Annotated in this window: 25 protein-coding genes and 5 pseudogenes; 15 read left to right on the plus strand and 15 right to left on the minus strand. The window is 48.5% G+C overall.

Features of this window, described 5'->3' with window-relative positions; translation table 11 throughout:
* Positions 1 to 18 precede the first annotated feature (18 nt).
* Positions 19 to 2,766, plus strand: coding sequence for a prophage tail fiber N-terminal domain-containing protein (locus WC7_RS15890; protein WP_016152746.1), 2,748 nt, complete (start codon positions 19 to 21; stop codon positions 2,764 to 2,766).
* A complete protein-coding gene (locus tag WC7_RS15885) occupies positions 2,766 to 3,347 on the plus strand; it encodes a tail fiber assembly protein (RefSeq protein ID WP_016152747.1) in 582 nt (193 codons plus the stop codon). The genes WC7_RS15890 and WC7_RS15885 overlap by 1 nt, the downstream gene beginning before the upstream one ends.
* Here the strand turns inward: WC7_RS15885 and WC7_RS27320 are convergent.
* The gene (locus tag WC7_RS27320; protein WP_232585360.1) at positions 3,319 to 3,402 is read right to left on the minus strand and encodes a tail fiber assembly protein; all 84 of its coding nucleotides are present in this window, start codon (positions 3,400 to 3,402) and stop codon (positions 3,319 to 3,321) included. The two genes, WC7_RS15885 and WC7_RS27320, sit on opposite strands and share 29 nt — an antisense overlap.
* A 60-nt stretch (positions 3,403 to 3,462) precedes the next feature.
* Between WC7_RS27320 and WC7_RS25370 the strand changes: the two are divergent.
* Positions 3,463 to 3,591: pseudogene (locus tag WC7_RS25370) on the plus strand (helix-turn-helix domain-containing protein); the annotation flags it as partial.
* A gap of 127 nt (positions 3,592 to 3,718) precedes the next feature.
* On the opposite strand, the pseudogene WC7_RS26630 reads toward WC7_RS25370, so the two are convergent.
* Positions 3,719 to 3,861: pseudogene (locus WC7_RS26630) on the minus strand (DinI-like family protein); the annotation flags it as partial.
* A 284-nt stretch (positions 3,862 to 4,145) separates the two neighbouring features.
* On the opposite strand from WC7_RS26630, the gene WC7_RS15875 reads away from it, so the two are divergent.
* Positions 4,146 to 5,687, plus strand: a complete 1,542-nt coding sequence (locus WC7_RS15875) for an EAL domain-containing protein (protein ID WP_153647147.1) — start codon at positions 4,146 to 4,148, stop codon at positions 5,685 to 5,687.
* 114 nt (positions 5,688 to 5,801) lie between these two features.
* On the opposite strand, the pseudogene WC7_RS26950 reads toward WC7_RS15875, so the two are convergent.
* The 4 genes and pseudogenes from WC7_RS26950 to WC7_RS15865 all read right to left on the minus strand — a co-directional run.
* Positions 5,802 to 5,897, minus strand: a pseudogene (locus tag WC7_RS26950) (SOS response-associated peptidase); the annotation flags it as partial.
* A 537-nt stretch (positions 5,898 to 6,434) separates the two neighbouring features.
* A complete protein-coding gene (locus tag WC7_RS15870) occupies positions 6,435 to 6,692 on the minus strand; it encodes a hypothetical protein (protein WP_016152751.1) in 258 nt (85 codons plus the stop codon).
* Complete coding sequence (locus tag WC7_RS27110) at positions 6,680 to 6,787, minus strand: hypothetical protein (protein ID WP_230330203.1); 108 nt, start codon at positions 6,785 to 6,787, stop codon at positions 6,680 to 6,682. Before WC7_RS27110 ends, WC7_RS15870 begins: the two co-directional genes overlap by 13 nt.
* Positions 6,788 to 7,010: 223 nt before the next feature.
* Entirely contained in the window at positions 7,011 to 7,919 is a 909-nt protein-coding gene (locus WC7_RS15865) for an SDR family oxidoreductase (RefSeq protein ID WP_016152752.1), read from the minus strand.
* A 339-nt stretch (positions 7,920 to 8,258) separates the two neighbouring features.
* Here WC7_RS15865 and WC7_RS15860 point away from each other — a divergent pair, with 339 nt between their 5' ends.
* The 3 genes from WC7_RS15860 to WC7_RS15850 all read left to right on the plus strand — a co-directional run bounded on the left by WC7_RS15860 (position 8,259) and on the right by WC7_RS15850 (position 9,565).
* Positions 8,259 to 8,444: a con-10 family general stress protein gene (locus WC7_RS15860; protein WP_016152753.1), complete on the plus strand. Its 186-nt coding sequence runs from the start codon at positions 8,259 to 8,261 to the stop codon at positions 8,442 to 8,444.
* 92 nt (positions 8,445 to 8,536) lie between these two features.
* Positions 8,537 to 9,034, plus strand: a complete 498-nt coding sequence (locus WC7_RS15855; protein ID WP_016152754.1) for a YciE/YciF ferroxidase family protein — start codon at positions 8,537 to 8,539, stop codon at positions 9,032 to 9,034.
* 24 nt (positions 9,035 to 9,058) lie between these two features.
* Positions 9,059 to 9,565, plus strand: a complete 507-nt coding sequence (locus WC7_RS15850) for a ferritin-like domain-containing protein (RefSeq protein WP_016152755.1) — start codon at positions 9,059 to 9,061, stop codon at positions 9,563 to 9,565.
* Positions 9,566 to 9,612: 47 nt separating this feature from the next.
* On the opposite strand, the gene WC7_RS15845 is transcribed toward WC7_RS15850, so the two are convergent.
* From WC7_RS15845 to WC7_RS15835, 3 genes and pseudogenes are all read right to left on the minus strand, one after another.
* Positions 9,613 to 10,131 (minus strand): 2-oxo-tetronate isomerase, encoded by a 519-nt coding sequence (locus WC7_RS15845; RefSeq protein ID WP_016152756.1) that lies wholly within the window; start codon positions 10,129 to 10,131, stop codon positions 9,613 to 9,615.
* Positions 10,132 to 10,139: 8 nt separating this feature from the next.
* Positions 10,140 to 10,585 (minus strand): annotated as a pseudogene (locus WC7_RS15840) (DUF421 domain-containing protein).
* Between the two features lie 9 nt (positions 10,586 to 10,594).
* Complete coding sequence (locus WC7_RS15835) at positions 10,595 to 11,098, minus strand: hypothetical protein (protein ID WP_016152758.1); 504 nt, start codon at positions 11,096 to 11,098, stop codon at positions 10,595 to 10,597.
* A gap of 140 nt (positions 11,099 to 11,238) precedes the next feature.
* On the opposite strand from WC7_RS15835, the gene WC7_RS15830 reads away from it, so the two are divergent.
* On the plus strand, positions 11,239 to 11,634 hold the full coding sequence (locus tag WC7_RS15830; protein WP_016152759.1) for a YdeI family stress tolerance OB fold protein: 396 nt from the start codon (positions 11,239 to 11,241) through the stop codon (positions 11,632 to 11,634).
* A 338-nt stretch (positions 11,635 to 11,972) separates the two neighbouring features.
* Here the strand turns inward: WC7_RS15830 and WC7_RS26640 are convergent.
* The 3 genes and pseudogenes from WC7_RS26640 to znuC all read right to left on the minus strand — a co-directional run.
* A pseudogene (locus tag WC7_RS26640) lies at positions 11,973 to 12,236 on the minus strand (SOS response-associated peptidase family protein); the annotation flags it as partial.
* A 291-nt stretch (positions 12,237 to 12,527) separates the two neighbouring features.
* Positions 12,528 to 13,313, minus strand: a complete 786-nt coding sequence (znuB, locus tag WC7_RS15825) for a zinc ABC transporter permease subunit ZnuB (RefSeq protein ID WP_016152760.1) — start codon at positions 13,311 to 13,313, stop codon at positions 12,528 to 12,530.
* Entirely contained in the window at positions 13,310 to 14,065 is a 756-nt protein-coding gene (gene znuC / locus WC7_RS15820; RefSeq protein WP_016152761.1) for a zinc ABC transporter ATP-binding protein ZnuC, read from the minus strand. Before znuC ends, znuB begins: the two co-directional genes overlap by 4 nt.
* 78 nt (positions 14,066 to 14,143) lie before the next feature.
* Here znuC and znuA point away from each other — a divergent pair, with 78 nt between their 5' ends.
* The 3 genes from znuA (at position 14,144) to lpxM (ending at position 17,514) form a co-directional block, all read left to right on the plus strand.
* A complete protein-coding gene (gene znuA / locus WC7_RS15815) occupies positions 14,144 to 15,088 on the plus strand; it encodes a zinc ABC transporter substrate-binding protein ZnuA (RefSeq protein ID WP_019076521.1) in 945 nt (314 codons plus the stop codon).
* Positions 15,089 to 15,103: 15 nt separating this feature from the next.
* Positions 15,104 to 16,423: a murein DD-endopeptidase MepM gene (mepM, locus tag WC7_RS15810; protein WP_016152763.1), complete on the plus strand. Its 1,320-nt coding sequence runs from the start codon at positions 15,104 to 15,106 to the stop codon at positions 16,421 to 16,423.
* A gap of 119 nt (positions 16,424 to 16,542) precedes the next feature.
* On the plus strand, positions 16,543 to 17,514 hold the full coding sequence (gene lpxM / locus WC7_RS15805) for a lauroyl-Kdo(2)-lipid IV(A) myristoyltransferase (protein ID WP_016152764.1): 972 nt from the start codon (positions 16,543 to 16,545) through the stop codon (positions 17,512 to 17,514).
* Between the two features lie 45 nt (positions 17,515 to 17,559).
* On the opposite strand, the gene pyk is transcribed toward lpxM, so the two are convergent.
* A complete protein-coding gene (gene pyk / locus WC7_RS15800) occupies positions 17,560 to 19,002 on the minus strand; it encodes a pyruvate kinase (RefSeq protein ID WP_016152765.1) in 1,443 nt (480 codons plus the stop codon).
* Between the two features lie 118 nt (positions 19,003 to 19,120).
* Positions 19,121 to 19,990, minus strand: a complete 870-nt coding sequence (locus WC7_RS15795; protein ID WP_019076523.1) for a MurR/RpiR family transcriptional regulator — start codon at positions 19,988 to 19,990, stop codon at positions 19,121 to 19,123.
* Positions 19,991 to 20,358: 368 nt separating this feature from the next.
* Between WC7_RS15795 and zwf the strand changes: the two genes are divergently transcribed.
* From zwf to kdgA, 3 genes are all read left to right on the plus strand, one after another.
* A complete protein-coding gene (gene zwf / locus WC7_RS15790) occupies positions 20,359 to 21,834 on the plus strand; it encodes a glucose-6-phosphate dehydrogenase (RefSeq protein ID WP_003034896.1) in 1,476 nt (491 codons plus the stop codon).
* Between the two features lie 232 nt (positions 21,835 to 22,066).
* Positions 22,067 to 23,878, plus strand: coding sequence for a phosphogluconate dehydratase (gene edd / locus WC7_RS15785; RefSeq protein WP_016152767.1), 1,812 nt, complete (start codon positions 22,067 to 22,069; stop codon positions 23,876 to 23,878).
* A gap of 34 nt (positions 23,879 to 23,912) precedes the next feature.
* Positions 23,913 to 24,554 (plus strand): bifunctional 4-hydroxy-2-oxoglutarate aldolase/2-dehydro-3-deoxy-phosphogluconate aldolase, encoded by a 642-nt coding sequence (gene kdgA / locus WC7_RS15780; protein ID WP_016152768.1) that lies wholly within the window; start codon positions 23,913 to 23,915, stop codon positions 24,552 to 24,554.
* Positions 24,555 to 24,620: 66 nt separating this feature from the next.
* Here kdgA and purT read toward each other — a convergent pair whose 3' ends face one another.
* On the minus strand, positions 24,621 to 25,799 hold the full coding sequence (purT, locus tag WC7_RS15775; RefSeq protein ID WP_016152769.1) for a formate-dependent phosphoribosylglycinamide formyltransferase: 1,179 nt from the start codon (positions 25,797 to 25,799) through the stop codon (positions 24,621 to 24,623).
* A gap of 132 nt (positions 25,800 to 25,931) precedes the next feature.
* Here purT and yebG point away from each other — a divergent pair, with 132 nt between their 5' ends.
* Complete coding sequence (yebG, locus tag WC7_RS15770; protein ID WP_003833810.1) at positions 25,932 to 26,222, plus strand: DNA damage-inducible protein YebG; 291 nt, start codon at positions 25,932 to 25,934, stop codon at positions 26,220 to 26,222.
* The last annotated feature ends 81 nt before the right edge of the window (positions 26,223 to 26,303 follow it).

Raw genomic sequence — 26,303 nt, forward strand, 5'->3', positions numbered from 1 at the left:
AACAAGAGGTAATGACATATGTCAGTACAAATTTCTGGCGTATTAAAAGACGGGGCGGGGAAACCGGTACAGGGTTGCACTATTCAGCTGAATGCGAAGAAAACCAGCCCGACCGTTGTTGTGGAGGTGATTTCATCCACTGTTACAGACGCGAACGGCCACTACAGCATTGAGGCTGAACCGGGTTATTACAGTGTGTCACTGATGCGGGAAGGGTTTCCGCCCTCTGTGGCTGGCGACATTTACGTGGCCCCGACTGATGCGCCGGATACCCTGAATGCGTTTCTCGATGCACCAAAAGATGCAGATCTGCGCCCGGAGGTGATGAAACGCTTTGAAGAAATTGTAAACCGTGTAGTGGATTTGAGCGGTGCAACAGAAAAGGATCGGGAACGCGCCGAACAGGCTGCACAGTCAGCGGAACAAAGTAAGGATTCGGCAGCCCTTTCTGCAACGGCTGCAGCAGAGTCACAGAAGCAGGCAGCACGCTCTGCAGATGTTGCTGATGTGTCTGCCCGCTCTGCTGATGATAATGCCCGACAGACCGCGCAGGACGTTCTGGCCTGTGCAGCGGATGCGGACAGTGCGGCAAAGTCTGCACAGACAGCGACGGAGCAGGCCGGACAGGCAAAAATCGCCGCCGATACGGTACAGAAAGCGCAGGAGGAAGCGGGAGTTTCGGCACAGTCAGCAGCAGGAAGTGCCGGAAGTGCTGCTGCAGCAGCACAAACAGCGGGTGAACATGCCGGTAATGCAGCCGTATCTGAAACCTCATCGCGTGAAAGCGCCCTTACGGCCACGCAGGCGGCAGAACAGGGTGATAACAGCGCGGCAGCTGCAGTGCTAAGTGAACAGCATGCCAGGGAGTACAGCGAAAAGGCTGCTAAATCAGAGGCTGCGGCATCAGCCAGTGCAGAATCGGCATCTTCCAGTGAAGCATCAGCCCTGCAGTCAGCCGAAAAGGCTGAGAAACAGAAAAATGCAGCCGCTGAGAGTGTCACCCGTGCAGAACAGGCCAGAGATGAGGCGCTGACTTCCCGGAACGAGGCAGTGGAGGCCGCTGAAACAGCGGCGACAGACGCTGCGGAGAAAGCCGCAGGCAAGGTTTCGGAGCAACTGAAAGCTGCTGTAGCTGATAATACTCAGCGCGCCGAAGCCGCAATGGTTGGCGCTGAAAGCGCGGCAGTAGCCTCACAGGGATACCGTGATGAAGCGAGGGATATTGCTGAAAGTCTGAAGCTGGGAGACGCCAGCACCACGCAGAAAGGGCTTGTGCAGTTAAGCAGCGATGACGACAGCGACAGTGAAGCCTATGCAGCGACACCGAAAGCCGTTAAAAAAGTCAAAGACCTGGCAAACCAGAAGGCCCCACTGGACAGTCCGGATCTGACAGGGACTCCAACTGCCCCCACGCCGCCATTAAGTGTCAGTAATAAACAGATTGCGAATACCGAGTACGTTCAGGCTGCGGTTGCTGCATTAGTTGGCTCATCCCCTGAAGCTCTGGATACGCTGGCTGAGTTAGCGCAGGCATTAGGAAATGATCCTAACTTTGCAACCACGATGCTCAATGCGTTAGCGGATAAACAGCCGCTAAATGAAATACTGACGTCGCTGTCCGGGCTGTCTACCTCCGGAAGTAAATTGCCATTTTTTAGCAGTAAAAATACGTTGATGTTGACGGATCTGACGACGACCGGGCGTGGGTTGATTGCTAAAAACTCAATAAATGAAATTATCACATACCTTGGTTTGGTAGAAACGATAAATTTAGCAGCTGGCGCGGTGCCTTCAACGCGCAGAGTAAACGAAAAAGCGCTTACAGATGATATTTACATCACCTCACAGGATATTTTTAACGGGCAAGTCTTGATGATTGGTGCAGACCAAAATCTGGACAATTTCCAGACGCCGGGGCTGTATGCTCAGGATATGAATGTTAATACCAGTACGGCACTAAATTACCCGGAGAATAATGCAGGTTCTCTGATGGTACTGAGAAGCGCCGGAGTGACACAGATTTACCGCGTGTACAATTCATCCCGCAGTTATACACGTAGCAAGCATTCAACGCAGGCATGGACTCCCTGGATGCCTGATGATTCTTTTCCGGTCGGAGCACCTATTCCCTGGCCGTCTGATACAACTCCTCAAGGGTATGCTTTAATGCAGGGGCAACCTTTCGATAAAGCAGCCTATCCATTGCTTGCGATTGCGTATCCATCGGGTGTTATCCCGGATATGCGAGGCCAGACGATTAAGGGTAAACCGAACGGTCGTGCGGCACTTTCGTATGAACAGGATGGCGTTATATCGCATACCCACGGAGCAAGCGCATCCAGTACGGATTTGGGAACTAAAACCACTTCATCGTTTGATTACGGCACTAAGACTTCAAACACTACCGGTGACCATAACCACAACAGAGGTACTATGGAAATTACTGGTACTCTCGGTTACTTCAGAAGTGATAATAGTAGCTTCTATACAGCAAGTGGAGCATTTACACTTGGTGGCTCTACAGCGGCTAAAAGTTTTACAGGTTCTAATTTTACTTATGGTGTTCCTGTAAACTTTAACGCTTCCAGAACCTGGTCTGGCGTCACAAACACTACGGGTAACCATGCGCACTCTGTTGCAATTGGCACTCATGCACACTCCATTGCTATTGGTTCACACGGACACTCCGTCACTGTTAACGCTACTGGTAACGCGGAAAACACTGTCAAAAATATTGCGTTTAACTATATTGTGAGGCTTGCCTGATGACTTTTGAAATGACCGGAGAAAACCGGACTATTACTCTCTACAACCTTCGTGCAGATACAAATGAATATATTGGGAAATGTGAAGGGTGTATCCCTGCTAATACCGGATTACCTGCTTACAGTACCAATATTTCTCCGCCGCCAGCGAAGGCCGGTTTTGTCGCTGTATTTAATCTTAAGTCAGAAAAATGGTCACTGGTTGAGGACCATCGCGGGAAAATTGTCTACGACATTCAAACCGGGAAAGCTACCACGATTGACCAGTTAGGTAAGTTACCTGACGATGTTGTTTCCGTTGCGCCGGAAGGCCATTTTGTTAAGTGGGATGGAGCACAGTGGGTCCACGATACCGATGCGGAAAATAAACATCTTCTGATGCTGGCGGAACAGGAAAAAATAAATCTTCTGGCGGTCGCAACATCCGCTATATCCCCCTTACAGGATGCGGTTGATCTGGGCATGGCAACGAAGGTTGAAACCGCACTTTTACTGGAGTGGAAGAAATACCGTGTCTTGCTTAACCGGGTAGATACCTCAAATCCTGAATGGCCTACTCAACCGAATATTCAGGACAGTTAATATCAGGGGCGGAAGACAAATCGATTCGACGTAACTCAGTACGATAGCTTCGCAACGCCGCCAGTTCTGTTTCCTCGCTGGCTGATATATCGATGTCTTTTGTGCAAGAGGACTAAAGTTAACCGCAGAAGAGTGGGCTCAGGCTGGAAGGTTGATTGCTGCAGGTGAGTCAAGAAAACGTTTGGCTATAATTTATGATGTAGGGGTGTCGACGCTATACAAAAAATTACCTGCGCGGTGTTGAGAAGACGCCACGCGTCGTCGTATGCGAGAACGGGCGGCGGCGAACTGGCGAACGTTCGATAGTGCGAGTATTGAATGATTGCCAGTCACGGCGGATTGTACTTAAGCAATATGATGGTTCAAGGCGATTAATCTGAAACCAGCCACAATCAGCCTCTTCAAACATTTCCTGAACAGTACAGCTAATCTGTTCCTTCCCATACTTGCTGGCGTCAGTGTTGATCGCCGGCAGTGTCATGAGCGGTTTTACCCGAACACCAGCATCGGGGGAAGAACGCTCCCTCATCATACTCAGCCCCCTTGAATGCTATCATGTTCACGATGTTTGTACATGTAGGGAGACATGTACTTGATTGAAATGGAGACATAAATCTCACTTATATAGTTTTGTACTATAGTATGATGTCAGTTTCTAATGGAAAGTATAAAGAAACAACTATTGTTGCCGATAATCTATTTTAATTGTATGTTCAACATTGTATATTGATAGTGGAATGTATGTTGTCACAAAGGGTTAGGATATATTAAGAGGTTTGTGTGATAAAGAACTACAAATTGACTACACTTAAGCCCTATGTGATATCAATCACATTTTCATTTTTGCTGTTTTTGTCGTTAACTGAGATTTCTACTTATTATATATATAAGGAGCGTATCGGTTCATATACAGAACGAGTATTGAATAGAAGTGTTAGTCTCATTCAACAGATTGATGAAATAAATGATGGTTATGAGATGTTTGATGCTTATAGTCCCTGTAGTGAACTACAGCTTCATGCTGTAAGAATCGCTCTATGGCCTTATGCACTTATAAAGGATATATCATTTATTTCTAATGGGGCAATTACTTGTACTGCGTTGTGGGGAAAGTTGCCAGCACCATTATTACTCAACATATACGATAGAAAAGTTGAAAAGGATAACTTGACGTGGTTTTTTGGCGTGTTGTTGGAAAATAATGTTAAAGCTGATTTACTAAGCAACCAAAAATTAGCTATAACGATTTCACCATTTGCTTTTAACAGATTTGCTACAGACCATGAAGAGAAAGGATTTTCAGCAATTGTCGGCAATAGAGATCATTCTCTTCATTTGTTTAGGTTTGGTGAACTGGTCGATCTGCTTGAGGAGGCTAAACATGATAAATCCTATCAGTTAGGACTTATTACTACGCAAAGTTGTAATGGAAAACATGACATCTGTGTCATGGGAGGAGTTAAATTTCCGTGGGTGAGTTTCGATAATTGGTTAATGATATTGTTGATTGCATTTACATCTATTGTAACAGGTGTTCTTTTAGGTGTTGTTTATAATCAAAAGGTTGCACGCAAACAATCATTAGTATCAAGATTAAAAAATGCCATAAGAAATGAATCATTATATCTTGTATATCAACCTATTTATAAAATAAAAACCGGTATGGTTATTGGTGTAGAGGCACTAATTAGATGGGATGACCATGATATTGGTAGCATTCCTCCTGATATTTTTATCCCTATTGCAGAGAGACATAATTTAATTCAAGATGTAAGTAATCTTGTATTTCGAATGGTAGTAAAAGAAGCTAGGTCCCTTTCTGAAAAATTTAATGTCTTTATAAGCATTAATGTTAGTTCACAAGACCTTTTGTCTGAATCTTTTCAAAGAAAAGTGTTTCAGATGATCGATGAATTAAATATAAAGCCCGGAATGATAATGATGGAATTAACAGAAAGACAGAGTGCGGATCTAAATTCACTCCAAAAGGTAATTTCTTTATTTAATGATAAAGGTATTTCAATAGCCATTGATGATTTCGGGACGGGCTATTCAAATTTAAACTGGCTGTCAAGTTTACAAATAGATGAAATTAAAATTGATAAATCAATTACAGACTCTATCGATGAATACTCTATAAGTAATAATTTATTATCAGGATTGGTAGAGATTTTTAAAGATATAACTCATAAGGTCGTATTCGAAGGTGTGGAAACATCAACTCAGGTTAATTATTTAACTGAAATGTTCCCTGAGTGCGGTGTACAGGGATGGTATTACTCAAAGCCGTTATCTATAGATAAATTGACAAAATTAGTCGAGGATGCCAATTTGCCTTAATAGTTATTACTTTATTTTCATTGTTTTCACATTCTATATAACACGCGTAACCGCGAGCTATATAAATTTAGCTGCAGAAGGATTTTGATATCTTGCCGCATTCAATCAGCTAGTTGGCTCAAAATTGTATGGAATGTCGCGTTCACCTTCTTCAGCGAGCAGGGCAAGATAGTCCTCTCGTGTCATTGACTGTGAAAAGCGTCCACACATAGAAACCTCCAGCCATATGTCAGACTAAAAGTATTGGGCAGTAAGAAAAAGTGGTGCGCACCGTTAAAGATTTAAACGGAGCTTGTAAAATAAATCGGAATGATTTCTTTGTGAATTGATGAATTCCGAAAGTGAAGGGGGCCTTAATCATTGTGTTCGAGAGCGATTAATAGACAACATTTGACGGACTTTTTCCCAGTAATTCCCCGAAGCTTCCCCTTTCAGAAAACAGACATAAAAAAACAGCCGTAACAGGCTGGTTATTAAAGGATTTTTGGTCGGCGCGAGAGGATTTGAACCTCCGCCCCCCCGACACCCCATGATGGCGAGTTACCGCTTAAGGGCTGCTATGTGCCATGAGCAGACAGTTCGTACGTAACTATTGTGCTCAGATTTTTCATTGAAGGGATTATTGCGCATATCTGAACCCCACCGCTATGGTCGGTTTGTCCCAGGCTGGGGAAGTCCGGAATGCGTTCACCCTAAGAGGATATTCCGCTTATCCTCTGGGGTAGTTTTGGATTAGTTAAGCTTGTTTTAGGTAGACGAGAGTATATTTAATATTCTCTCCGTAAGTTTATCCTCATAACCTTCCTCTACTGGATGATTGAATTTTACAAGAGGACCAGAACTTTTGGCTTGATCATAAGATCTTTCAAGTACTCCAGGTTCAGCACTCATGCTGTTTATCACAGTAGATAAAACGCTAATAGCAATCTTTGATGCGTGAAGGTCGAGTCTCAGATCGTCTAGATTTCTCTCAAGGATTTCAACGCGTTCATTTAAGTCAGCCATTTAATCTCCTGGGTGTCTGGGAAGAAGGGTATTACCACACGATCGCCAATACTGGCCGCTGTCACTTCCGGTTTTGTCTCAACGGCCTCTGTCATAAACTCATGGCCAAAGATGTCACCATGAAGTGCACTGGGGTTTACCCCGATAAGTATGCGGGGCCCGAACCACAGATAGCACTTTACGTTACACGAATAACAATATCTTACGGCGTTTATATACCGGGTTAAGGTAGTGTGTGGTTGCGGGCATGAAGACGGCTATGATAAGTCATTGCTTTCATCATTAGTTCTCCCGTTATTCATCTCGTGCAATCACTCGTTATAACGTCCCGGTCCCGCCGTCAGAACACCAGACCTGCCCGGACGTATAGCTGTTCTCTGGGGAAGCCAGGGTGACATATAGTGGTGCAATTTCCGAAGGCTGACCAGGTCGACCAAGTGGTGAATTAGCACCAAACTGCTCAATTTTCTCCTGTGGTTGGCCGCCACAGCATTGAAGAACCGTCCAGTAGGGACCGGGGGCAACGGCATTTACCCGGATCCCTTTCGGTGCCAGTTGTTTTGCCAGCGATTTTGTAAAAGCTACGATAGCCGCTTTGGTCTGAGCATAATCCAGTAGGATCTCGCTGGGCTCGTAGGCTTGAACTGATGAGGTGTTTATAATCACGCTACCAGGGGATAAATGTTGGAGTGCCGCTTTAGTAATCCAGAATAACGAGTAGACATTGGTCTTGAATGTTGCATCAAAGGCATCAGTTGTAAGTTCCTCAATCGACTCACAGAATTGCTGGCGACCCGCGTTATTGACCAGGATATCGAGCCCACCTAAGGTCTTAACCACCTGACTAATCAATTGCTGGCAAAATGTCTCTTCACGGATATCACCAGGGAGTGCCACGGCTTTTCTTCCTGCTTTCTGAATTAGATCGACGACCTCACGAGCGTCCTCTTCTTCATCAGGCAGGTAGTTGATTGCCACATCCGCGCCTTCACGTGCAAAAGCAATTGCGACTGCTCGTCCAATTCCTGAATCACCTCCGGTAATTAACACTTTTCGGTCAGTAAGGCGACCGCTTCCCTGATAACTTTCTTCACCATGATCCGGACGTGGTTGCATTTTTCCGGCAAGTCCCGGAAAAGGTTGTCTTTGGTGTGGAAAAGGTGGAACAGGAAAACGTTCTGAATTTGTCATATTCGTATCCTGTTTCTCATTATATTTATCCGCCATTCCATCACCTCTCTATATTTACTTGGAAGAGCTAATAAGCGTAGATCAAAATTCACAGCTTGTATCTTAATAATTTCCGTATCAGATTAATCCTGGTTTTAATATTTTTTATTTTTTTGTGCGTGGTCGGTGAGTTAGCGTGTCTTTAATATCATGTTAGCCTTAAAATAAGCCAAGCGAGAGATTTGTAATGTATTGAAAAATAAAGGTGGAAAAATGGTGGATGCCGGAATTAAATTTGACTAAGTCAGGATTACCGCTAACGTTAAGCACTGAACAACGACGGGTACGAAATACACTTTTGTATCTGACTGGCATAACCGATATATGAGGTGATATATGGCAGAGCATCGTGGTGGTTCCGGTAATTTCGCTGAAAACCGAGATAAAGCATCTGAAGCAGGCCGCAAAGGTGGTCAGCACAGCGGGGGAAACTTCAAAAATGATCCGCAACGTGCATCTGAAGCCGGTAAGAAAGGCGGGCAGAACAGTCACAGTGGTGGCCGTAAGTCTGACAATTCCTGATTATTAGTTTCAGTCTCATCTTTTAATAAAAAAGAGTGTCCTGCGGGTCTGGATTAGACTCGCAGTATTTCTCTAGCCCTGAAGGAATCCATATGAATATGAAAACTATTGAAGATGTATTTATTCACCTGCTTTCAGACACCTATAGTGCTGAAAAACAATTAACGCGCGGGTTGGCTAAACTTGCCAGAGCGGCGTCAAATGAAAAACTCAGTGCGGCTTTTAATGCACACCTGGAAGAAACTCGGGGGCAAATAGAGCGTATAGACCAAATCCTTGAACAAGAGCCGGAAATTAAGCTTAAACGTATCAAATGCGTGGCTATGGAAGGACTGATTGAAGAAGCTAATGAGGCCATAGAAGGCACTGAAAAAAATGAAGTTCGCGATGCGGCGTTAATCGCTGCGGCACAGAAAGTAGAGCACTATGAGATAGCCAGTTACGGCACTCTGGCCACCCTAGCGGAACAACTGGGTTATAAAAAAGCGGTGAAACTTCTCGCGGAAACACTTAAGGAAGAAAAAGATACCGACCTGAAACTCACCGACCTTGCGGTAGGCAATATCAATAAAAAGGCCGAGAAAAAATAAAATTACTGACTCGAGGAAATCACGATGAATTATATTGAGCATTACCATGATTGGCTACGGGATGCGCATGCGATGGAAAAGCAAGCGGAATCCATGCTGGAATCAATGGCAGGCCGTATCGATAATTATCCTGATTTACGTGCCAGAATAGAGCAACACCTGACCGAGACAAAACGACAGATTACCGTGCTGGAAGAGATTCTTAAGCGAAATGATATCTCGCGTTCTGTACTAAAAGACTCGATGAGTAAAATGGCCGCGTTTGGCCAGTCGATTGGAGGCATGTTACCCTCTGATGAAATTGTAAAGGGAGCGATCAGCGGCTATGTATTTGAACAATTTGAAATAGCTTGTTATACCTCGCTCCTGGTTGCTGCTGAGAAAGCGGGTGACACCGCGTCCATACCTGCCATAAAGTCAATTCTGGCGGAAGAACTCGATATGGCTGACTGGCTTCTTAAGCATCTCCCGAACACGACGGCGCAGTTCCTTTTGAGATCTGATGCAAACGGCGTCGAAGCGAAAAAATAAGTTCTTTTCAGACTATTTCTGGCAATGCATGCACTGACAAACCACAGTCAGTGCCGTTGCCAGGCTGAAACTTCTTCCACTAAAACCTCAAGGCTATAACAGATCGCTTTTTCAATGACATCCTGACAACTGCCGGAGAAAATGGTTCGTTTTGTTACTATCTGCCCGCGGAAATTCCACGCAAACCAGATTGTACCCGCGGGAGTACCATCCTCTCCGCCGTCAGGCCCCGCATAGCCGCTAATGGCAATACTGATATCTGTTCCGGCGCGTACCCGGGCGCCTTCAGACATTTCTATCACCGTCTGTTCACTTACAGCGGTATATTTCTCCAGCGTACTGGCCTGCACACCAAGCATTTTCTGTTTTGCACTGTTGCTAAAGGTAATGATGCCAATATCATAAAACGCGGCGGTATCTGCCTCTGCGCAGAGCGCAGCAGCCAGACGTCCACCCGTGCAAGATTCAGCTGTGGTTAAGGATAATCCGCTGTCAATGAACGTATTCGCGATCTGTTTTGTTAACTCGCCAGTGGTTTTGGTTTTGTTGTACGCTGATTTTTTCATTTCCCCCCTTAATCCTCATCAGGAATGACTGAAATATGGCCATTACGCTCAAGGATTGCATACTTAATTTTCCCTGGTTCCGTAATGCCCTGACTCTGGCGTGCAGCCACCAGAATATCATCGAGAGAGACATCAACCATTTTCATTTTCTCCATTAACGGTTCGCCGTGGTCCAGCAGAATCACCGGTGAGCCATCAAGAGCAGATTCAGCGCCGCTCATCTGTTTTTTAATGAATCCGAAAAATATATCGATCACTACCAAAGTGACAATGGTGAGCATCGCCCCTGTTATGGAAAAATCATTGCCAAGTAATGCCTGTTGTGTGGCTTCACTAATAATCAATAATAAAATCAGGTCAAAACTGGTCATTTGTAATAATGCGCGGCGTCCAACAATTTAAATACGACGAGTAAAATAAGATAAATTGCTAAGGCTCTCAGCACCATTTCCATAATGATCTCCTATGGATAAATAAACTGACTGAAACGAATTTCAGGGCCGGAATTTAACTGGATCACACTCATGGCGCTTCCGGGTTTTACTGGTGTAACAAGTAACCAGATTGATATATTTTCTTGTTTTTTATTGGCATTATACACGAGGTACAGATCATCTCCCTTGCTGTACATTCTGTCAGGTAGAGGCCAGATATTTTCTGTTTCATAGAAAGCATTGAAATCTCCACCAATACGATAAATGTTCCCCTCAGAATGTTGACCTGTAGTCGAGATCTTTAATTTAAACTCTGTCTGCAAACGACCAAATCGCTCAAAATCCAGTGTCACTTCTCCGGTAGTATTCTTACTCACGGCATTACTGAAATAACCATCCGAAAAAACACCTAATACCGCCAGGGAAATAATAATGAGTAAAACAGCGAATCCAACCTTATGAAATTTCGACTCAAAATTCAGAAAGTAATGACTTTCTTCAATGCCGGGGACTGTCTGTTTTTTTCTGGGCATGTTTGACCTCTCTGTTTTGCTTGTATCTCGCCAGTTAGATGATTTGTAACGATATTACTTTTTAAGACAGTTCCAGTTTGCCAGATTAAGGAATAGCAACCAGACTTAATAAGTCAAGTTGTTACTGAGGTAAGGACGGAATGAAATTATACGTGATACCATTAATATATTGTTTTTTAATCCCGACAGTTTTCGCTGACGATGACAATGGTGGACTGAAAAAAGATACTGCGCCGCCACCACCACACGCTCTGGATGAGGGGTACCGGGGTACAGAAGATGCGCGAATCATGACGGTTCAACAAGCCAAAAGTATGCATGATGGTGCAACCATCTCCCTGCGCGGGAATCTGATTGATGGTCAAGGTGGAGATAAATTTGTTTTTCGTGACAAAACCGGCAGTATTTATACACTGATTCCACTTTCTGTCTTTGACGGTCGCACGGTAAAACCCGATCAAATGATCAGTATTAACGGCAGTCTTGACACCAAAACGCAACCTCCTGTGGTTCGCGTTAACAGAATACAAAAGTAACATTACTACTGCTCTGCAAATTTCCCGACGCAGAGTAACCCATGCTGGAAGCGTGGTATGGCATACCAGAAGAACTATCCTAAGGTCTGCTTATCGCTCATAGCGGACTTCAGCGGCAGTAAAAGCTTTATCATCGAGGTTTGCCAATAGTGGTAGCGCGTTGAATGCGCCGGCGAAAAACTTGGATTCTTGGCGAAAACTCTTCCCCAAAACTAAAATCAAAGTTTAGATAATCAATGAGTTGTAAAAGGTAGCCACTGGCTGTTTTTGAAAGTAGAAAGCATGATAATTTCAATTATATCAAATGGTAGCTATGAATTTGGCAATGTAATGCTGCGTCACATTGGTTGAGCTAACTGGGGCCCCTGATTTTTCACATTTCCAACGGCACGCGTCACCGCGTGTCGTATAAATTTATCAGCCGGTACGGCACCATCGGCCCGATGAATAAAGCAAGGCTGTTTCTTGTCGTCTTCCTTTTTCCATTCTTACCAGCCATCAGCTAAGCAAATTACACGGCCATGCTGCCAGAGTGGTTTAAACATTCTGCTGATGGTTGCAGTTTCAGAACGTGCATAAATTAGCGGCAGCTTAGACCACCATCGATTGTTAATTTTTGGGGGCAAATTTGGGGGCAAAAATCAGTTCGGGGCATGATTTGGGGCGATGAAATGACTCACATTGCCCGAAATTGTCCAAGGCGATTTTTCATTAACTGATTGATTTTATGGTAATTGACTGTAATTGCTAAATTTACAAAATCAATTTTATAGTCTAACGCTGATTATGTGGCTGTGGGGATAAACATTTAATAAACCGCGGGAAGGGAGTCATTTCGTTCATGAAATAAAAAGCCGGATAAGGCGATAGCCTCCATCCGGCTAAAATACGCATTAGCTCGCCTGTTTTTTCATCATGCTGAAGATAAACAGCAGTGCAGCACACAGCACCACGGAAGGACCTGCCGGGGTGTCATAGAAGGCCGAGAAGGTCAGCCCGCCTGTAACCGCTATCATTCCCACACCAACGGCAACCCCTGCCATCTGTTCTGGCGTACGGGCAAAGCGACGGGCGGTTGCCGCAGGGATAATAAGCAGCGAGGTGATAATTAACGCCCCGACAAATTTCATCGCCACGCCAATAGTTAATGCTGTGACCAGCATCAGCAGTAGCTTAACGCGTTGCAGCTTCACGCCATCCACAAATGCCAGATCCGGACTGATGGTCATCGACAGCAAGTTGCGCCACTGCCAGAACAAAATCGCCAGAACGATAACCACCCCAATGGCGATGGAGATAAGATCTTCTGGCGTCACGGCGAGCAAATCACCAAACAGATAGGCCATCAGATCCACACGGATGTTGGACATCAGGCTGACGACAACCAGCCCTAATGACAGTGCACTGTGGGCCATAATGCCCAGTAAGGTATCAATCGCGAGGTGAGGGCGTTTTTCCAGCCATACCAGACCGCCTGCCAGCAACAAGGTGACGACGATGACCGCATAGAAAGGGTTTACATCCAGCAGCAGGCCAAAGGCGACCCCCAGTAGCGAAGCGTGGGCCAGCGTATCACCGAAATAAGACATTCGACGCCAGACCACAAACGAGCCGAGCGGGCCAGCGGCACAGGCCAGCATGATCCCGGCTAACCAACCGGGTAATAACAATTCAATCATGAGTGACCATTTCCCCGGCGTAAGACGATACGACCCTGTAAATCGTGGCGGTGATTATGATTATGACGGTAAATTCCGAGTTGTTCGGCACCGCGTTGTCCGAACATTGAGATGAATTCCGGGTGCATGGAAACCACTTCCGGCGCACCAGAACAACAAATATGATGGTTCAGGCACAGTACCTCATCGGTTTTTGCCATCACCAGATGCAGGTCATGAGAAACCATCAGTACGGCGCAATCCAGTTCACGTCGCAACTGGTCGATAAGATCGTACAGTGCGACTTGCCCATTGACATCCACGCCCTGGGTTGGCTCATCAAGCACCAGTAGCTGAGGTTTATTCAATAAAGCACGGGCCAACAGGACGCGTTGTGTCTCCCCGCCAGAGAGTTTTTGCATCGGCGCATTCATCAGATGTCCGGCCTGAACACGCTTCAGTGCCGGAAGGATATCTTCTTTTTTGGTGCCGGGACGCAGGCGCATAAACCGACTTACCGTCAGCGGAAGCGTAGTATCGAGGTACAGTTTTTGCGGCACATAGCCAATCCGCAATCGACCATTACGCTTGATAACTCCCTCATCAGCCTCTACCAGCCCTAATACAACGCGCACCAGCGTAGATTTCCCGGCACCATTTGGGCCGAGAAGCGTCAATATTTTACCGGGTCGAAGTTCAAGCGATACGTCAGAGAGGACGCGGCGTTGACCATAAGAGACCGAGACATTTTCCAGTGAAACCAAAGTCGTCATATCAATTTTAGTCTTGCAGAAGTTATAGAATGTTATAATATCACAATTCTCACATTCATTACGATGATTGGTCGCATTATGTTACATAAAAATACGCTTCTTTTCGCAGCATTATCCGCTGCTCTTTGGGGTAGTGCAACACAGTCGGCAAATGCCGCTGTCGTGGCTTCTCTTAAGCCGCTGGGGTTTATCGCTTCAGCCATTGCTGACGGGGTTACTGACACCCAGGTTCTGTTGCCTGACGGGGCTTCCGAACACGATTACTCATTGCGTCCTTCAGACGTAAAACGCTTACAGGGCGCGGACTTAGTCGTTTGGATTGGACCTGAGATGGAAGCGTTTATGGAAAAATCAGTCAAGAATATTCCTAACGCAAAACAGGTAACGATTGCGCAGCTCAATGACGTGAAGCCGTTACTCATGAAAGGTGCTGACGACGATGATGACGATCATGGACATAATGATGCCGGCAGTGAAAAAAGTGACGAGCATCACCATCACGGCGATTACAACATGCATCTTTGGCTTTCCCCAGAGATAGCACGGGCCTCAGCGGTTGCAATCCATGAAAAATTAGTGGAACTTATGCCGCAAAGTCGAGCCAAACTTGACGCCAACCTGAAGGATTTTGAGGCACAATTAGCCGCAACCGATAAGCAGGTAGGTAACGAGCTCGCGCCGCTCAAGGGAAAAGGTTACTTCGTTTTTCATGACGCCTATGGCTACTACGAAAAACACTACGGACTAACACCGCTTGGTCACTTTACCGTGAACCCTGAGATTCAACCTGGTGCGCAGCGTTTACATGAAATAAGAACACAGTTGGTTGAGCAAAAAGCAACCTGCGTTTTTGCTGAGCCACAGTTCAGGCCAGCGGTCGTTGAAGCCGTCGCGAGAGGGACATCCGTTCGAATGGGAACGTTGGATCCGCTCGGAACGAATATCAAACTGGGTAAAACAAGCTATTCAGCGTTTTTGAACCAATTAGCCAACCAGTATGCGAGCTGCCTGAAAGGAGATTAATGAGGAAGTGATTACGTGCAACAGATAGCCCGCTCTGTCGCTCTGGCATTTAATAATCTGCCGCGGCCCCATCGCGTTATGCTGGGGTCGCTTACCGTACTGACATTGGCCGTCGCTGTCTGGCGGCCCTATGTTTACCATCCTGATTCTGCACCTATCGTCAAAACTATCGAGCTGGAAAAAAGCGAGATTCGTTCACTATTGCCTGAGGCCAGCGAACCTATCGATCAGGCCGCTCAGGAAGACGAAGCCATCCCACAGGACGAACTGGATGACAAAACGTCTGGTGAAGCCGGCGTGCATGAGTATGTCGTCTCCACGGGCGATACGCTAAGCAGTATTCTGAATCAGTACGGCATCGATATGGGTGACATCAGCCAGCTCGCGGCTTCCGACAAACAACTGCGTAACCTGAAAATTGGTCAGCAACTTTCTTGGACGTTAGGCGCGGAAGGTGACTTGCAGCGCCTGACCTGGGAAGTCTCCCGTCGTGAAACCCGTACTTACGATCGCACCGCGACGGGTTTCAAAATGAGCAGCGAAATGCAGCAGGGCGATTGGGTTAACAGCCGAATCAAAGGCACCGTGGGCGGAAGTTTCGTCGCCAGTGCCAAAGATGCCGGACTGACCAGCTCTGAAATCAGCGCAGTGATTAAGGCCATGCAGTGGCAGATGGATTTCCGCAAACTGAAAAAAGGCGATGAGTTCTCGGTACTGATGTCTCGCGAAATGCTGGACGGTAAACGTGAGCAAAGCCAACTGCTGGGCGTACGCTTGCGTTCTGAAGGTAAAGATTACTACGCAATCCGTGCTGAAGACGGTAAGTTCTATGACCGCAACGGTACCGGACTGGCGAAAGGCTTTATGCGTTTCCCGACGGCTAAGCAGTTCCGCATCTCTTCCAACTTTAACCCGCGTCGTCTGAACCCGGTGACCGGACGCGTTGCGCCGCACAAAGGTGTCGACTTTGCGATGCCGCAGGGGACGCCGGTGCTGTCGGTGGGTGATGGCGAAGTGGTTGTAGCGAAGCGCAGCGGCGCAGCCGGATACTATGTTGCGGTTCGTCATGGTCGCACCTATACCACACGTTATATGCACCTGCGTAAGTTGTTGGTCAAACCAGGACAAAAAGTGAAACGTGGCGATCGTATCGCGCTGTCTGGCAATACCGGGCGTTCAACGGGTCCGCATCTGCACTACGAAGTCTGGATCAACCAGCAGGCCGTGAATCCTCTGACGGCGAAACTGCCGCGCACAGAAGGTCTGACCGGGTCGGATCGCACCGATTACCTGGCACAGGTGAAAGAGGTTGTTCCTCAGTTGCGTTTCGATTAATTAACACGCTGACAGAGCCGGTACGCTATGCGTGCCGGCTTTTTTATTTTGTACGGCGCATCGCGCGCCGCTACACTATCAGCAGATCTACTTTTCGCCGCACCAGACACTGGAAGAGCATGGAAACGAAAAAAAAGAATATTGAATATATCCCCGAGTTTCACAAATCATTTCGCCATCCGCGCTACTGGGGTGCATGGCTTGGTGTGGCGGCGATAGCAGGCATTTCGTTAACGCCAGCATCATTTCGCGATCCAATTCTGGCAAAGCTCGGAAGAATGGCCGGGCGGCTGGGAAAAAGCTCGCGTCGCAGAGCACTGATCAATTTATCCCTCTGCTTTCCTGAGCGCAGCGAAGCTGAGCGTGAAGCTATTGTCGATGAGATGTTTGCGACTGCACCTCAGGCGATGGTCATGATGTCGGAACTCGCCATACGCGGTCCGGAAAAAATTCAGCATCGGGTTGACTGGCAGGGGCTGGAAATCATCGAAGAGATGCGTCGCAACGATGAAAAAGTGATTTTTCTGGTTCCTCATGGTTGGGGCGTAGATATCCCAGCGATGCTGATGGCTTCCCAGGGACAGAAAATGGCTGCGATGTTCCACAATCAGGGAAACCCGGTATTCGATTTTGTCTGGAACACGGTACGTCGTCGTTTCGGTGGTCGTTTGCATGCGCGTAATGATGGCATCAAACCGTTTATTCAGTCTGTACGCCAGGGATATTGGGGATACTACCTGCCGGATCAGGACCATGGCCCTGAGCACAGCGAGTTTGTGGATTTTTTTGCTACCTATAAAGCCACGTTACCGGCGATTGGCCGCCTGATGAAGGTGTGTCACGCCCGTGTGGTGCCGCTGTTCCCGGTATACAATGGGAAAACGCATCGCTTAACGATTCAGGTTCGTCCTCCGATGGATGACATCCTGACGGCGGATGACCACACCATTGCCAGACGAATGAACGAAGAAGTGGAAATCTTTGTGACGCCGCATCTCGAGCAATACACCTGGATTCTAAAACTGCTTAAGACGCGCAAACCCGGTGAAATTGAGCCTTATAAGCGCAAAGATCTTTATCCGAAGAAATAAAAAAAAGCCTCTCAAACGAGAGGCTTTTTTACATCAAACGGGGCGTTACTCGACGGTCAGAATACGCGTGGTATTCGTTGAGCCAATGGTGCTCATGACATCGCCTTGCGTCACAATGACCAGGTCGCCGGAAACCAGATAGCCTTTATCGCGCAGCAGGTTCACTGCTTCACTGGCGGCAACGACGCCGTCAGTTTCGCTGTCAAAGTGAACCGGGGTGACACCGCGATACAAGGAAGTAAGATTCAGCGTACGTTCATGACGAGACATCGCGAAAATCGGCAGACCAGAACTGATACGTGAAGTCATCAGCGCAGTACGACCGGATTCCGTCATTGTGATGATAGCGGTGACCCCTTTCAGGTGGTTAGCGGCATACATCGCTGACATGGCAATAGCTTCTTCAACGTTATCAAACTGCACGTCAAGGCGGTGTTTAGAAACATTGATGCTCGGGATCTTCTCAGCACCCAAACAGACGCGTGCCATAGCCGCGACGGTTTCAGCCGGGTACTGACCTGCTGCAGTTTCTGCAGAGAGCATAACGGCATCGGTACCGTCGAGGACGGCGTTAGCCACGTCCATCACTTCCGCACGGGTCGGCATTGGGTTGGTGATCATCGACTCCATCATCTGCGTGGCGGTAATGACCGCACGGTTCAGCTGACGTGCGCGGCGAATCAACGCTTTCTGAATACCTACCAGCTCAGGATCGCCAATTTCAACGCCCAGGTCGCCACGCGCCACCATCACCACGTCGGAGGCAAGGATGATGTCATCCATCGCATTCTGGTCGCAGACGGCTTCTGCACGTTCTACCTTGGCGACAATTTTCGCATCGCAGCCTGCGTCGCGCGCCAGACGGCGGGCATAATTCAGATCTTCGCCGCAGCGCGGGAAGGAGACTGCCAGATAGTCAACGCTGATTTGCGCGGCGGTGACGATGTCGGCTTTGTCTTTTTCGGTCAGGGCTTCAGCAGAGAGACCGCCGCCCAGTTTGTTAATGCCCTTATTGTTGGACAGCGGGCCACCGACGGTAACTTCGGTGAAGACTTTCATGCCCTGAACTTCCAGCACTTTAAGCTGTACGCGACCGTCGTCGAGCAGCAGGATATCGCCCGGGACGACGTCAGCAGGCAGTCCTTTATAATCAATACCGACTTTTTCTTTGTCGCCTTCGCCTTTGCCGAGGTTGGCGTCTAACAGGAACTTGTCGCCAACGTTAAGAAATACTTTACCTTCTTTAAAGGTTGATACGCGGATTTTAGGTCCCTGCAGGTCACCCAAAATAGCTACATGACGTCCCAGTTTTGCGGCAATTTCACGGACCTTATCCGCCCGCAGTTTGTGATCTTCTGGAGAGCCGTGAGAAAAGTTCATACGTACGACGTTCGCACCCGCGGCGATAATCTTTTCAAGGTTATTATCGCGGTCAGTTGCCGGGCCTAACGTGGTAACGATTTTGGTTCTGCGAAGCCTTCTGGACATGTAATACTCCGTTGACTGAAACAACTTGGTGTTGCGTGAACATTAATCCGGTCGTTCTCAAATTTTAACGGTAAATGAACGACCCGGATGATAAAAGGGTAGAACATTGTTATTGCTTTTAGCGGTCATCACTCTTGATGAGTAATTCTTTATCAAAACGCGATTCCTTGAGCGCTTCCTTGACACGCTTCAAGTTATCTCTAAATTTTGCCCCACGGCGCAAAGTAAATCCTGTAGCCAGCACATCTATCACGGTCAGTTGAGCAAGTCGAGAGACCATGGGCATATAAATGTCAGTATCTTCCGGTACATCGAGAGTAATTGCCAGCGTTGCTTCACGCGCCAGTGGCGTGCCGGGAGAGGTGAGGGCGATAACCATGGCGTCATTTTCCCGCGCCAACTGCGCCAGTTCCACCAGACTTTTGGTTCTTCCGGTATGAGAAATAAGCACAATGACGTCATCGTCGCTACAATTCATGCAACTCATGCGTTGCAGAACAATATCGTCGGAATAGATTACCGGTACGTTAAACCGGAAAAATTTATTCATTGCGTCATGCGCCACTGCGGCAGAAGAACCGAGGCCAAAGAAGGCAATTTTTTTCGCCTGAGTTAATAAATCTACTGCCCGGTTTACCGCTGCGTTATCCAGAGACTGGCGGACGTGGTCGAGGCTTGCCATCGCTGACTCGAAGATTTTCCCCGTGTAAGATTCTACGCTGTCATCCTCATCCACATTGCGATTAACATAAGGGGTGCCATTTGCCAGACTTTGCGCCAGATGCAGTTTAAAATCAGGGAAGCCGCGGGTATCCATGCTGCGACAGAAACGGTTCACCGTCGGTTCGCTGACATTGGCTTCCACAGCAAGTGTGGCGATGCTTGAATGGATTGCCCGCTCGGGAGAGGCAAGAATAATGTCGGCGACTTTACGCTCTGACTTGCTCAACTGTTCCAGTTTTAACTGGATTTTTTCCAGCATATTCATGATGTAGGTAGACTCATGGGTCATGGGCAAAAACGATTTCAATGATACGGAGAAATCGGGGCATAATTTCGTGTATAGATATTACCCCTGCTAATGCAGCAACGGGGCAAAATGGACAGAATAGTTGTTGTTTTTTTTCATTACATGATCGGAGTCGGGTTTTCTTACGTCTTCAGGGGTACGAAAAAAGACGACTTTTTTGTCCAATTTGCGACGGCAAACGCCCATAAAGCGACTGTTCGCGGTAACAGCACGGCTGGATAAGCGTTTACGGTTTCCGGATTCACGTAAAAGCAGTACAGTGCACTGTAATAAAATTACAACCAGTGTCTGGCAAAAGCACCAGGCACTTAATTGAGGAGAATGACATGGCGGTAACGCAAACAGCCCAGGCATGTGATCTGGTCATTTTCGGCGCGAAGGGCGACCTGGCGCGGCGGAAATTGCTGCCTTCCCTGTATCAACTGGAAAAGGCCGGCCAGATTAACCCGGAAACCCGTATCATTGGGGTAGGGCGTGCCGACTGGGACAAAGCAGCCTATACCAAGGTTGTGCGTGAAGCGCTCGAAACCTTCATGAAAGAAAAAATCGACGAAGGTTTGTGGGAGACTCTCAGCGGTCGTCTGGAGTTTTGTAATCTGGACGTCAATGACACCGCCGCGTTTAGCCGTCTGGGCGAAATGCTGGATCAAAAATCACGTACCACCATTAACTATTTCGCGATGCCGCCGAGCACCTTTGGCGCGATCTGCAAAGGCCTGGGTGAAGCAAAGCTGAATGCTAAACCAGCCCGTGTTGTGATGGAAAAACCGCTGGGTACGTCGCTGGCAACATCCCGTGAAATCAACGATCAGGTCGGCGAGTATTTCGAAGAGTGCCAGGTTTATCGTATCGACCACTATCTTGGCAAAGAGACGGTCCTGAACCTGCTGGCACTGCGTTTTGCCAACTCCCTGTTTGTGAACAACTGGGATAACCGCACTATCGATCACGTAGAAATTACCGTGGCGGAAGAAGTGGGTATTGAAGGCCGTTGGGGCTATTTTGACCAGGCAGGTCAAATGCGCGACATGATTCAGAACCACCTGCTGCAGATCCTGTGCATGATTGCGATGTCTCCGCCGTCCGATCTGAGCGCCGACAGCATTCGTGATGAAAAAGTGAAGGTACTGAAATCGCTGCGTCGTATCGATCGTTCGAACGTACGTGAAAAAACGGTTCGCGGTCAGTACACCGCGGGTTTTGCCCAGGGCAAAAAAGTGCCGGGGTATCTGGAAGAAGAAGGCGCGAACAAGAGCAGCAACACGGAAACGTTTGTGGCGATCCGTGTGGATATCGATAACTGGCGCTGGGCGGGAGTTCCGTTCTACCTGCGTACCGGTAAACGTTTACCGACGAAGTGCTCTGAAGTGGTGGTTTACTTCAAAACGCCTGAGCTGAATCTGTTCAGAGAATCCTGGCAGGATCTGCCGCAGAACAAGTTGACCATCCGTTTGCAGCCTGATGAAGGTGTCGATATCCAGGTACTGAACAAAGTGCCGGGTCTGGATCACAAGCATAATCTGCAAATTACCAAGCTTGATCTGAGCTATTCCGAAACCTTCAACCAGACGCACCTTGCCGACGCCTATGAGCGCCTGCTGCTCGAAACAATGCGCGGAATTCAGGCGCTGTTTGTGCGTCGTGATGAAGTTGAGGAAGCATGGAAGTGGGTCGACTCAATTACCGAAGCCTGGGCGATGGATAACGACGCGCCGAAGCCGTATCAGGCAGGGACCTGGGGCCCGGTTGCTTCTGTGGCGATGATTACCCGAGATGGTCGTTCCTGGAACGAATTCGAGTAAAATATCATCTAGCCCATAGGTGTTATTTTACCGGTAACATGATCTAACACAGATTGTAGAATAATTTTTGCACTTTTAAGCTCCGCGTGGATTCACCCGCGGGGCTTTTTTTATTACACTGCCTGAAACGATTTTGCCCCTGAGCTACGGCCAACAAGCGATTCAGCTATTTTTACCCAACTGAAACACATTGTTGATCCAACGCTCTGACAGATAAATTTTAGGAGCCTCTATGAATCCGAATTTGTTACGCGTAACACAACGTATCGTCGAACGTTCTCGTGACACACGTTCCGCCTATCTCGCCCGTATTGAACAAGCGAAATCAACTACCGTTCATCGCTCGCAACTGGCATGCGGTAACCTGGCGCATGGTTTTGCTGCGTGTCAGCCGGACGATAAGGCCTCGCTGAAAAGCATGCTGCGTAACAATATCGCGATCATTACCTCCTATAACGACATGCTTTCCGCGCATCAGCCGTATGAACACTATCCGGCCATCATTCGTAAAGCACTGCATGAAGCCAATGCAGTAGGCCAGGTTGCTGGCGGTGTACCTGCAATGTGCGACGGTGTGACCCAGGGACAGGATGGGATGGAGCTTTCGCTGCTCAGTCGTGAAGTGATTGCGATGTCTGCTGCAGTGGGCCTTTCCCACAACATGTTCGACGGCGCGTTGTTCCTCGGCGTGTGCGACAAAATTGTCCCGGGCCTGGTAATGGCTGCGCTGTCATTTGGTCATCTGCCGTCAATCTTTATTCCTTCCGGTCCGATGGCGAGCGGTCTGGCGAACAAAGAAAAAGTGCGTATCCGTCAGCTGTATGCTGAAGGTAAAGTCGATCGCATGGCGCTTCTTGAATCCGAGGCGGCGTCTTATCACGCTCCGGGTACCTGTACGTTCTACGGCACGGCGAACACTAACCAGATGGTAGTGGAGTTTATGGGTATGCAACTGCCTGGCTCCTCATTTGTACATCCTGATGCGCCGCTGCGTGAAGCGCTGACAGCGGCTGCAGCCCGTCAGGTAACACGCCTGACCGGCAACGGCAATGAATGGATGCCGATCGGTAAAATGATCGATGAAAAAGTGGTAGTGAACGGTATTGTGGCGCTGCTGGCGACCGGGGGCTCTACCAATCATACGATGCACCTGGTGGCTATGGCGCGTGCGGCCGGGATTCTGATTAACTGGGATGATTTCTCCGATCTGTCCGATATCGTGCCGCTGATGGCGCGTCTGTACCCGAATGGTCCGGCAGATATTAACCACTTCCAGGCGGCGGGTGGCGTACCGGTGTTAATGCGTGAACTGCTTAATGCGGGTCTGCTACATGAAGATGTGAACACCGTTGCCGGATTCGGTTTATCCCGCTACACCATGGAACCGTGGCTTAACGAGGGTGAACTGGACTGGCGCGAAGGGGCGGTGAAGTCTCTGGACAACAACGTGATCGCCACCTTTGACCAACCATTCTCCCACCACGGCGGCACCAAAGTGCTGAGCGGTAATCTCGGGCGTGCGGTGATGAAAACGTCGGCGGTACCGGTAGAAAACCAGATTATTGAAGCGCCGGCAGTTGTCTTTGAAAGTCAGCATGATGTCTTACCCGCGTTCGATGCGGGTCTGCTTGACCGGGATTGCGTGGTGGTTGTGCGCCATCAGGGACCAAAAGCGAACGGAATGCCAGAATTACATAAACTCATGCCGCCACTTGGTGTATTATTGGACCGTTGTTTCAAAATTGCGTTAGTTACCGATGGACGACTTTCAGGTGCTTCAGGTAAAGTGCCTTCAGCAATCCATGTAACCCCGGAAGCCTATGATGGCGGGCTGCTGGCAAAAGTACGCGATGGCGACATCATTCGTGTGAATGGACAGACAGGTGAATTGACGCTGCTGGTGGATGAAGAGGAACTTGCCTCCCGTCAGCCACACATTCCTGATCTCAGCGCATCGCGCGTGGGTACGGGACGTGAAATGTTCAGCGCGTTGCGTGAAAAGCTGTCCGGTGCGGAGCAGGGCGCAACCTGTATCACTTTTTAAGACTTATTTTGTAATCAGGCGAGAGAAAACTCTGATGAAAAACTGGAAGACAAGTGCAGAAGCAATCCTGACCACTGGCCCGGTTGTACCGGTTATCGTGGTTAATAAACTGGAACACGCGGTGCCAATGGCAAAAGCGCTGGTTGCAGGGGGCGTGCGCGTTCTGGAAGTGACCTTACGTACCGCATGTGCGATGGATGCCATTCGCGCGATCGCAAAAGAAGTTCCCGACGCTATCGTTGGTGCGGGTACCGTACTGAATCCACAACAGCTGGCTGAAGTCACTGAAGCGGGTGCGCAGTTTGCTATCAGCCCGGGCCTGACCGAGCCGCTGCTGAAAGCTGCAACTGAAGGCACTATTCCGCTGATCCCAGGCATAAGCACCGTTTCTGAACTGATGCTGGGTATGGACTACGGTTTGAAAGAGTTCAAATTCTTCCCGGCGGAAGCTAACGGCGGTACTAAAGCGCTGCAGGCAATTGCGGGTCCGTTCTCTCAGGTCCGTTTCTGCCCAACCGGCGGTATTTCGCCAGCGAACTACCGTGATTACCTAGCACTGAAAAGCGTGCTGTGCATCGGTGGTTCCTGGCTGGTTCCGGCAGATGCCCTGGAAGCTGGTGATTACGCACGCATTACCAAGCTGGCTCGTGAAGCAGTAGAAGGCGCGAAGCTGTAATTGCGTAAAATGCCCGGTAATCATTACCGGGCCTGCGAGTCTGAAACGGGCCATCTGGCCCGTTTTTTATCCTGCGACTTTCACCTGTGCCGCCGCGTCTTTCGCGCGTGTCACCGCGTCTTCAATACTCTGCGCTGTTGCCAGCACAACGCCCATACGACGGCTCCCGTCGATGTCTGGCTTGCCGAAGAATCTGACTTGCATACCTGTGCCCACAGCGGCCTGTACGTTATCAAACGTGACATTCTGGCTGGTAAGCTGCGGCAGAATAACGGCGGAAGCTGAAGGCCCATACTGACGGATTGCGCCAACCGGCAGACCGAGAAATGCGCGTACATGCAGGGCAAACTCAGACAGATCCTGCGAAATCAAGGTCACCATACCCGTGTCGTGAGGGCGAGGGGAAACTTCGCTGAAAATCACCTCATCACCGCAGACAAATAGCTCTACCCCAAACAGACCGTGGCCGCCCAGCGCCAGCACCACCTTACGGGCAATCTCCTGCGCTCGAGCCAGCGCCAGGTCACTCATCTGCTGCGGCTGCCAGGATTCGCGATAATCGCCATCTTCCTGACGATGTCCTACCGGTGCGCAGAAATGCACGCCATCAACGGCGCTGACGGTAAGCAGGGTGATTTCAAAATCAAAATTCACTACGCCTTCGACGATGACGCGTCCAGCACCTGCTCGGCCGCCTTGTTGAGCATAATTCCAGGCTTCAGTGAGTCGATCGGCGGTACGGATAAAGCTCTGTCCCTTACCGGAGGAACTCATTACCGGCTTCACGATGCAGGGATAGCCGATTTCGGCGACGGCCTCGCGAAAGCGGGCTTCGCTGTCAGCAAAGCGGTAAGAAGAGGTCGGTAGAGATAATTCTTCGGCGGCGAGACGACGGATTCCTTCGCGGTTCATGGTCAACTGCGTCGCCCGGGCGCACGGCACGATGTTTTGACCGTCCTGTTCCAGTTTTACCAGCATATCCGTGGCAATCGCCTCTATTTCCGGCACGATATAATGTGGTTTTTCACGCTCGACGAGCTGGCGTAAAGCATCGCCATCCAGCATGTTGATTACGTATGAGCGATGGGCAACGTGCATGGCTGGCGCGTCGGGGTAACGATCCACGGCAATGACTTCCACACCCAGGCGTTGGCATTCAATCGCCACCTCTTTACCCAGTTCACCTGAACCTAATAACATCACTCGCGTTGCTGCGGGACGCAGCGCTGTGCCTAATAACGTCATAAATTAATCCCCTGTTTTATCTGGGCGCAGTATATACGAAAACGTTTGCGTCTGTCTTTATTACCAGGTTGATTTCAAGGCGCAAAAAGAATATACTGTACATAAATACAGGTAATTTAAGAGGCTGCAAAAATGGCGGTTGAAGTTAAATACGTAGTCATTCGGGAAGGTGAGGAAAAAATGTCGTTTACCAGCAAAAAGGAAGCCGATGCGTATGACAAAATGCTTGATACAGCAGATTTGCTCGACACATGGCTGGAGCAATCGCCGGTAGCGCTGGAAGACGAGCAGCGCGAAGCGCTTTCCCTGTGGCTGGCTGAGCAGAAAGATGTGCTGAGCGCCATTCTGAAAAACGGCAAGCTGCCCTCTCCGCAGGCGGTCGAAAACGATGCGCACGCTGAGGATGATACTCAGGCTGCCTGAAACGACTTGCGCTCCTGACGTTTTGTACCATGCTTTTCCCTGAATCATTGTGCAATCCCTGACGTCTTTTCACGTTGCAAC

The sequence above is a fragment of the Citrobacter sp. KTE151 genome (genome assembly GCF_000398845.1).
In the GTDB taxonomy this organism is placed as follows: Bacteria; Pseudomonadota; Gammaproteobacteria; order Enterobacterales; family Enterobacteriaceae; genus Citrobacter; species Citrobacter braakii.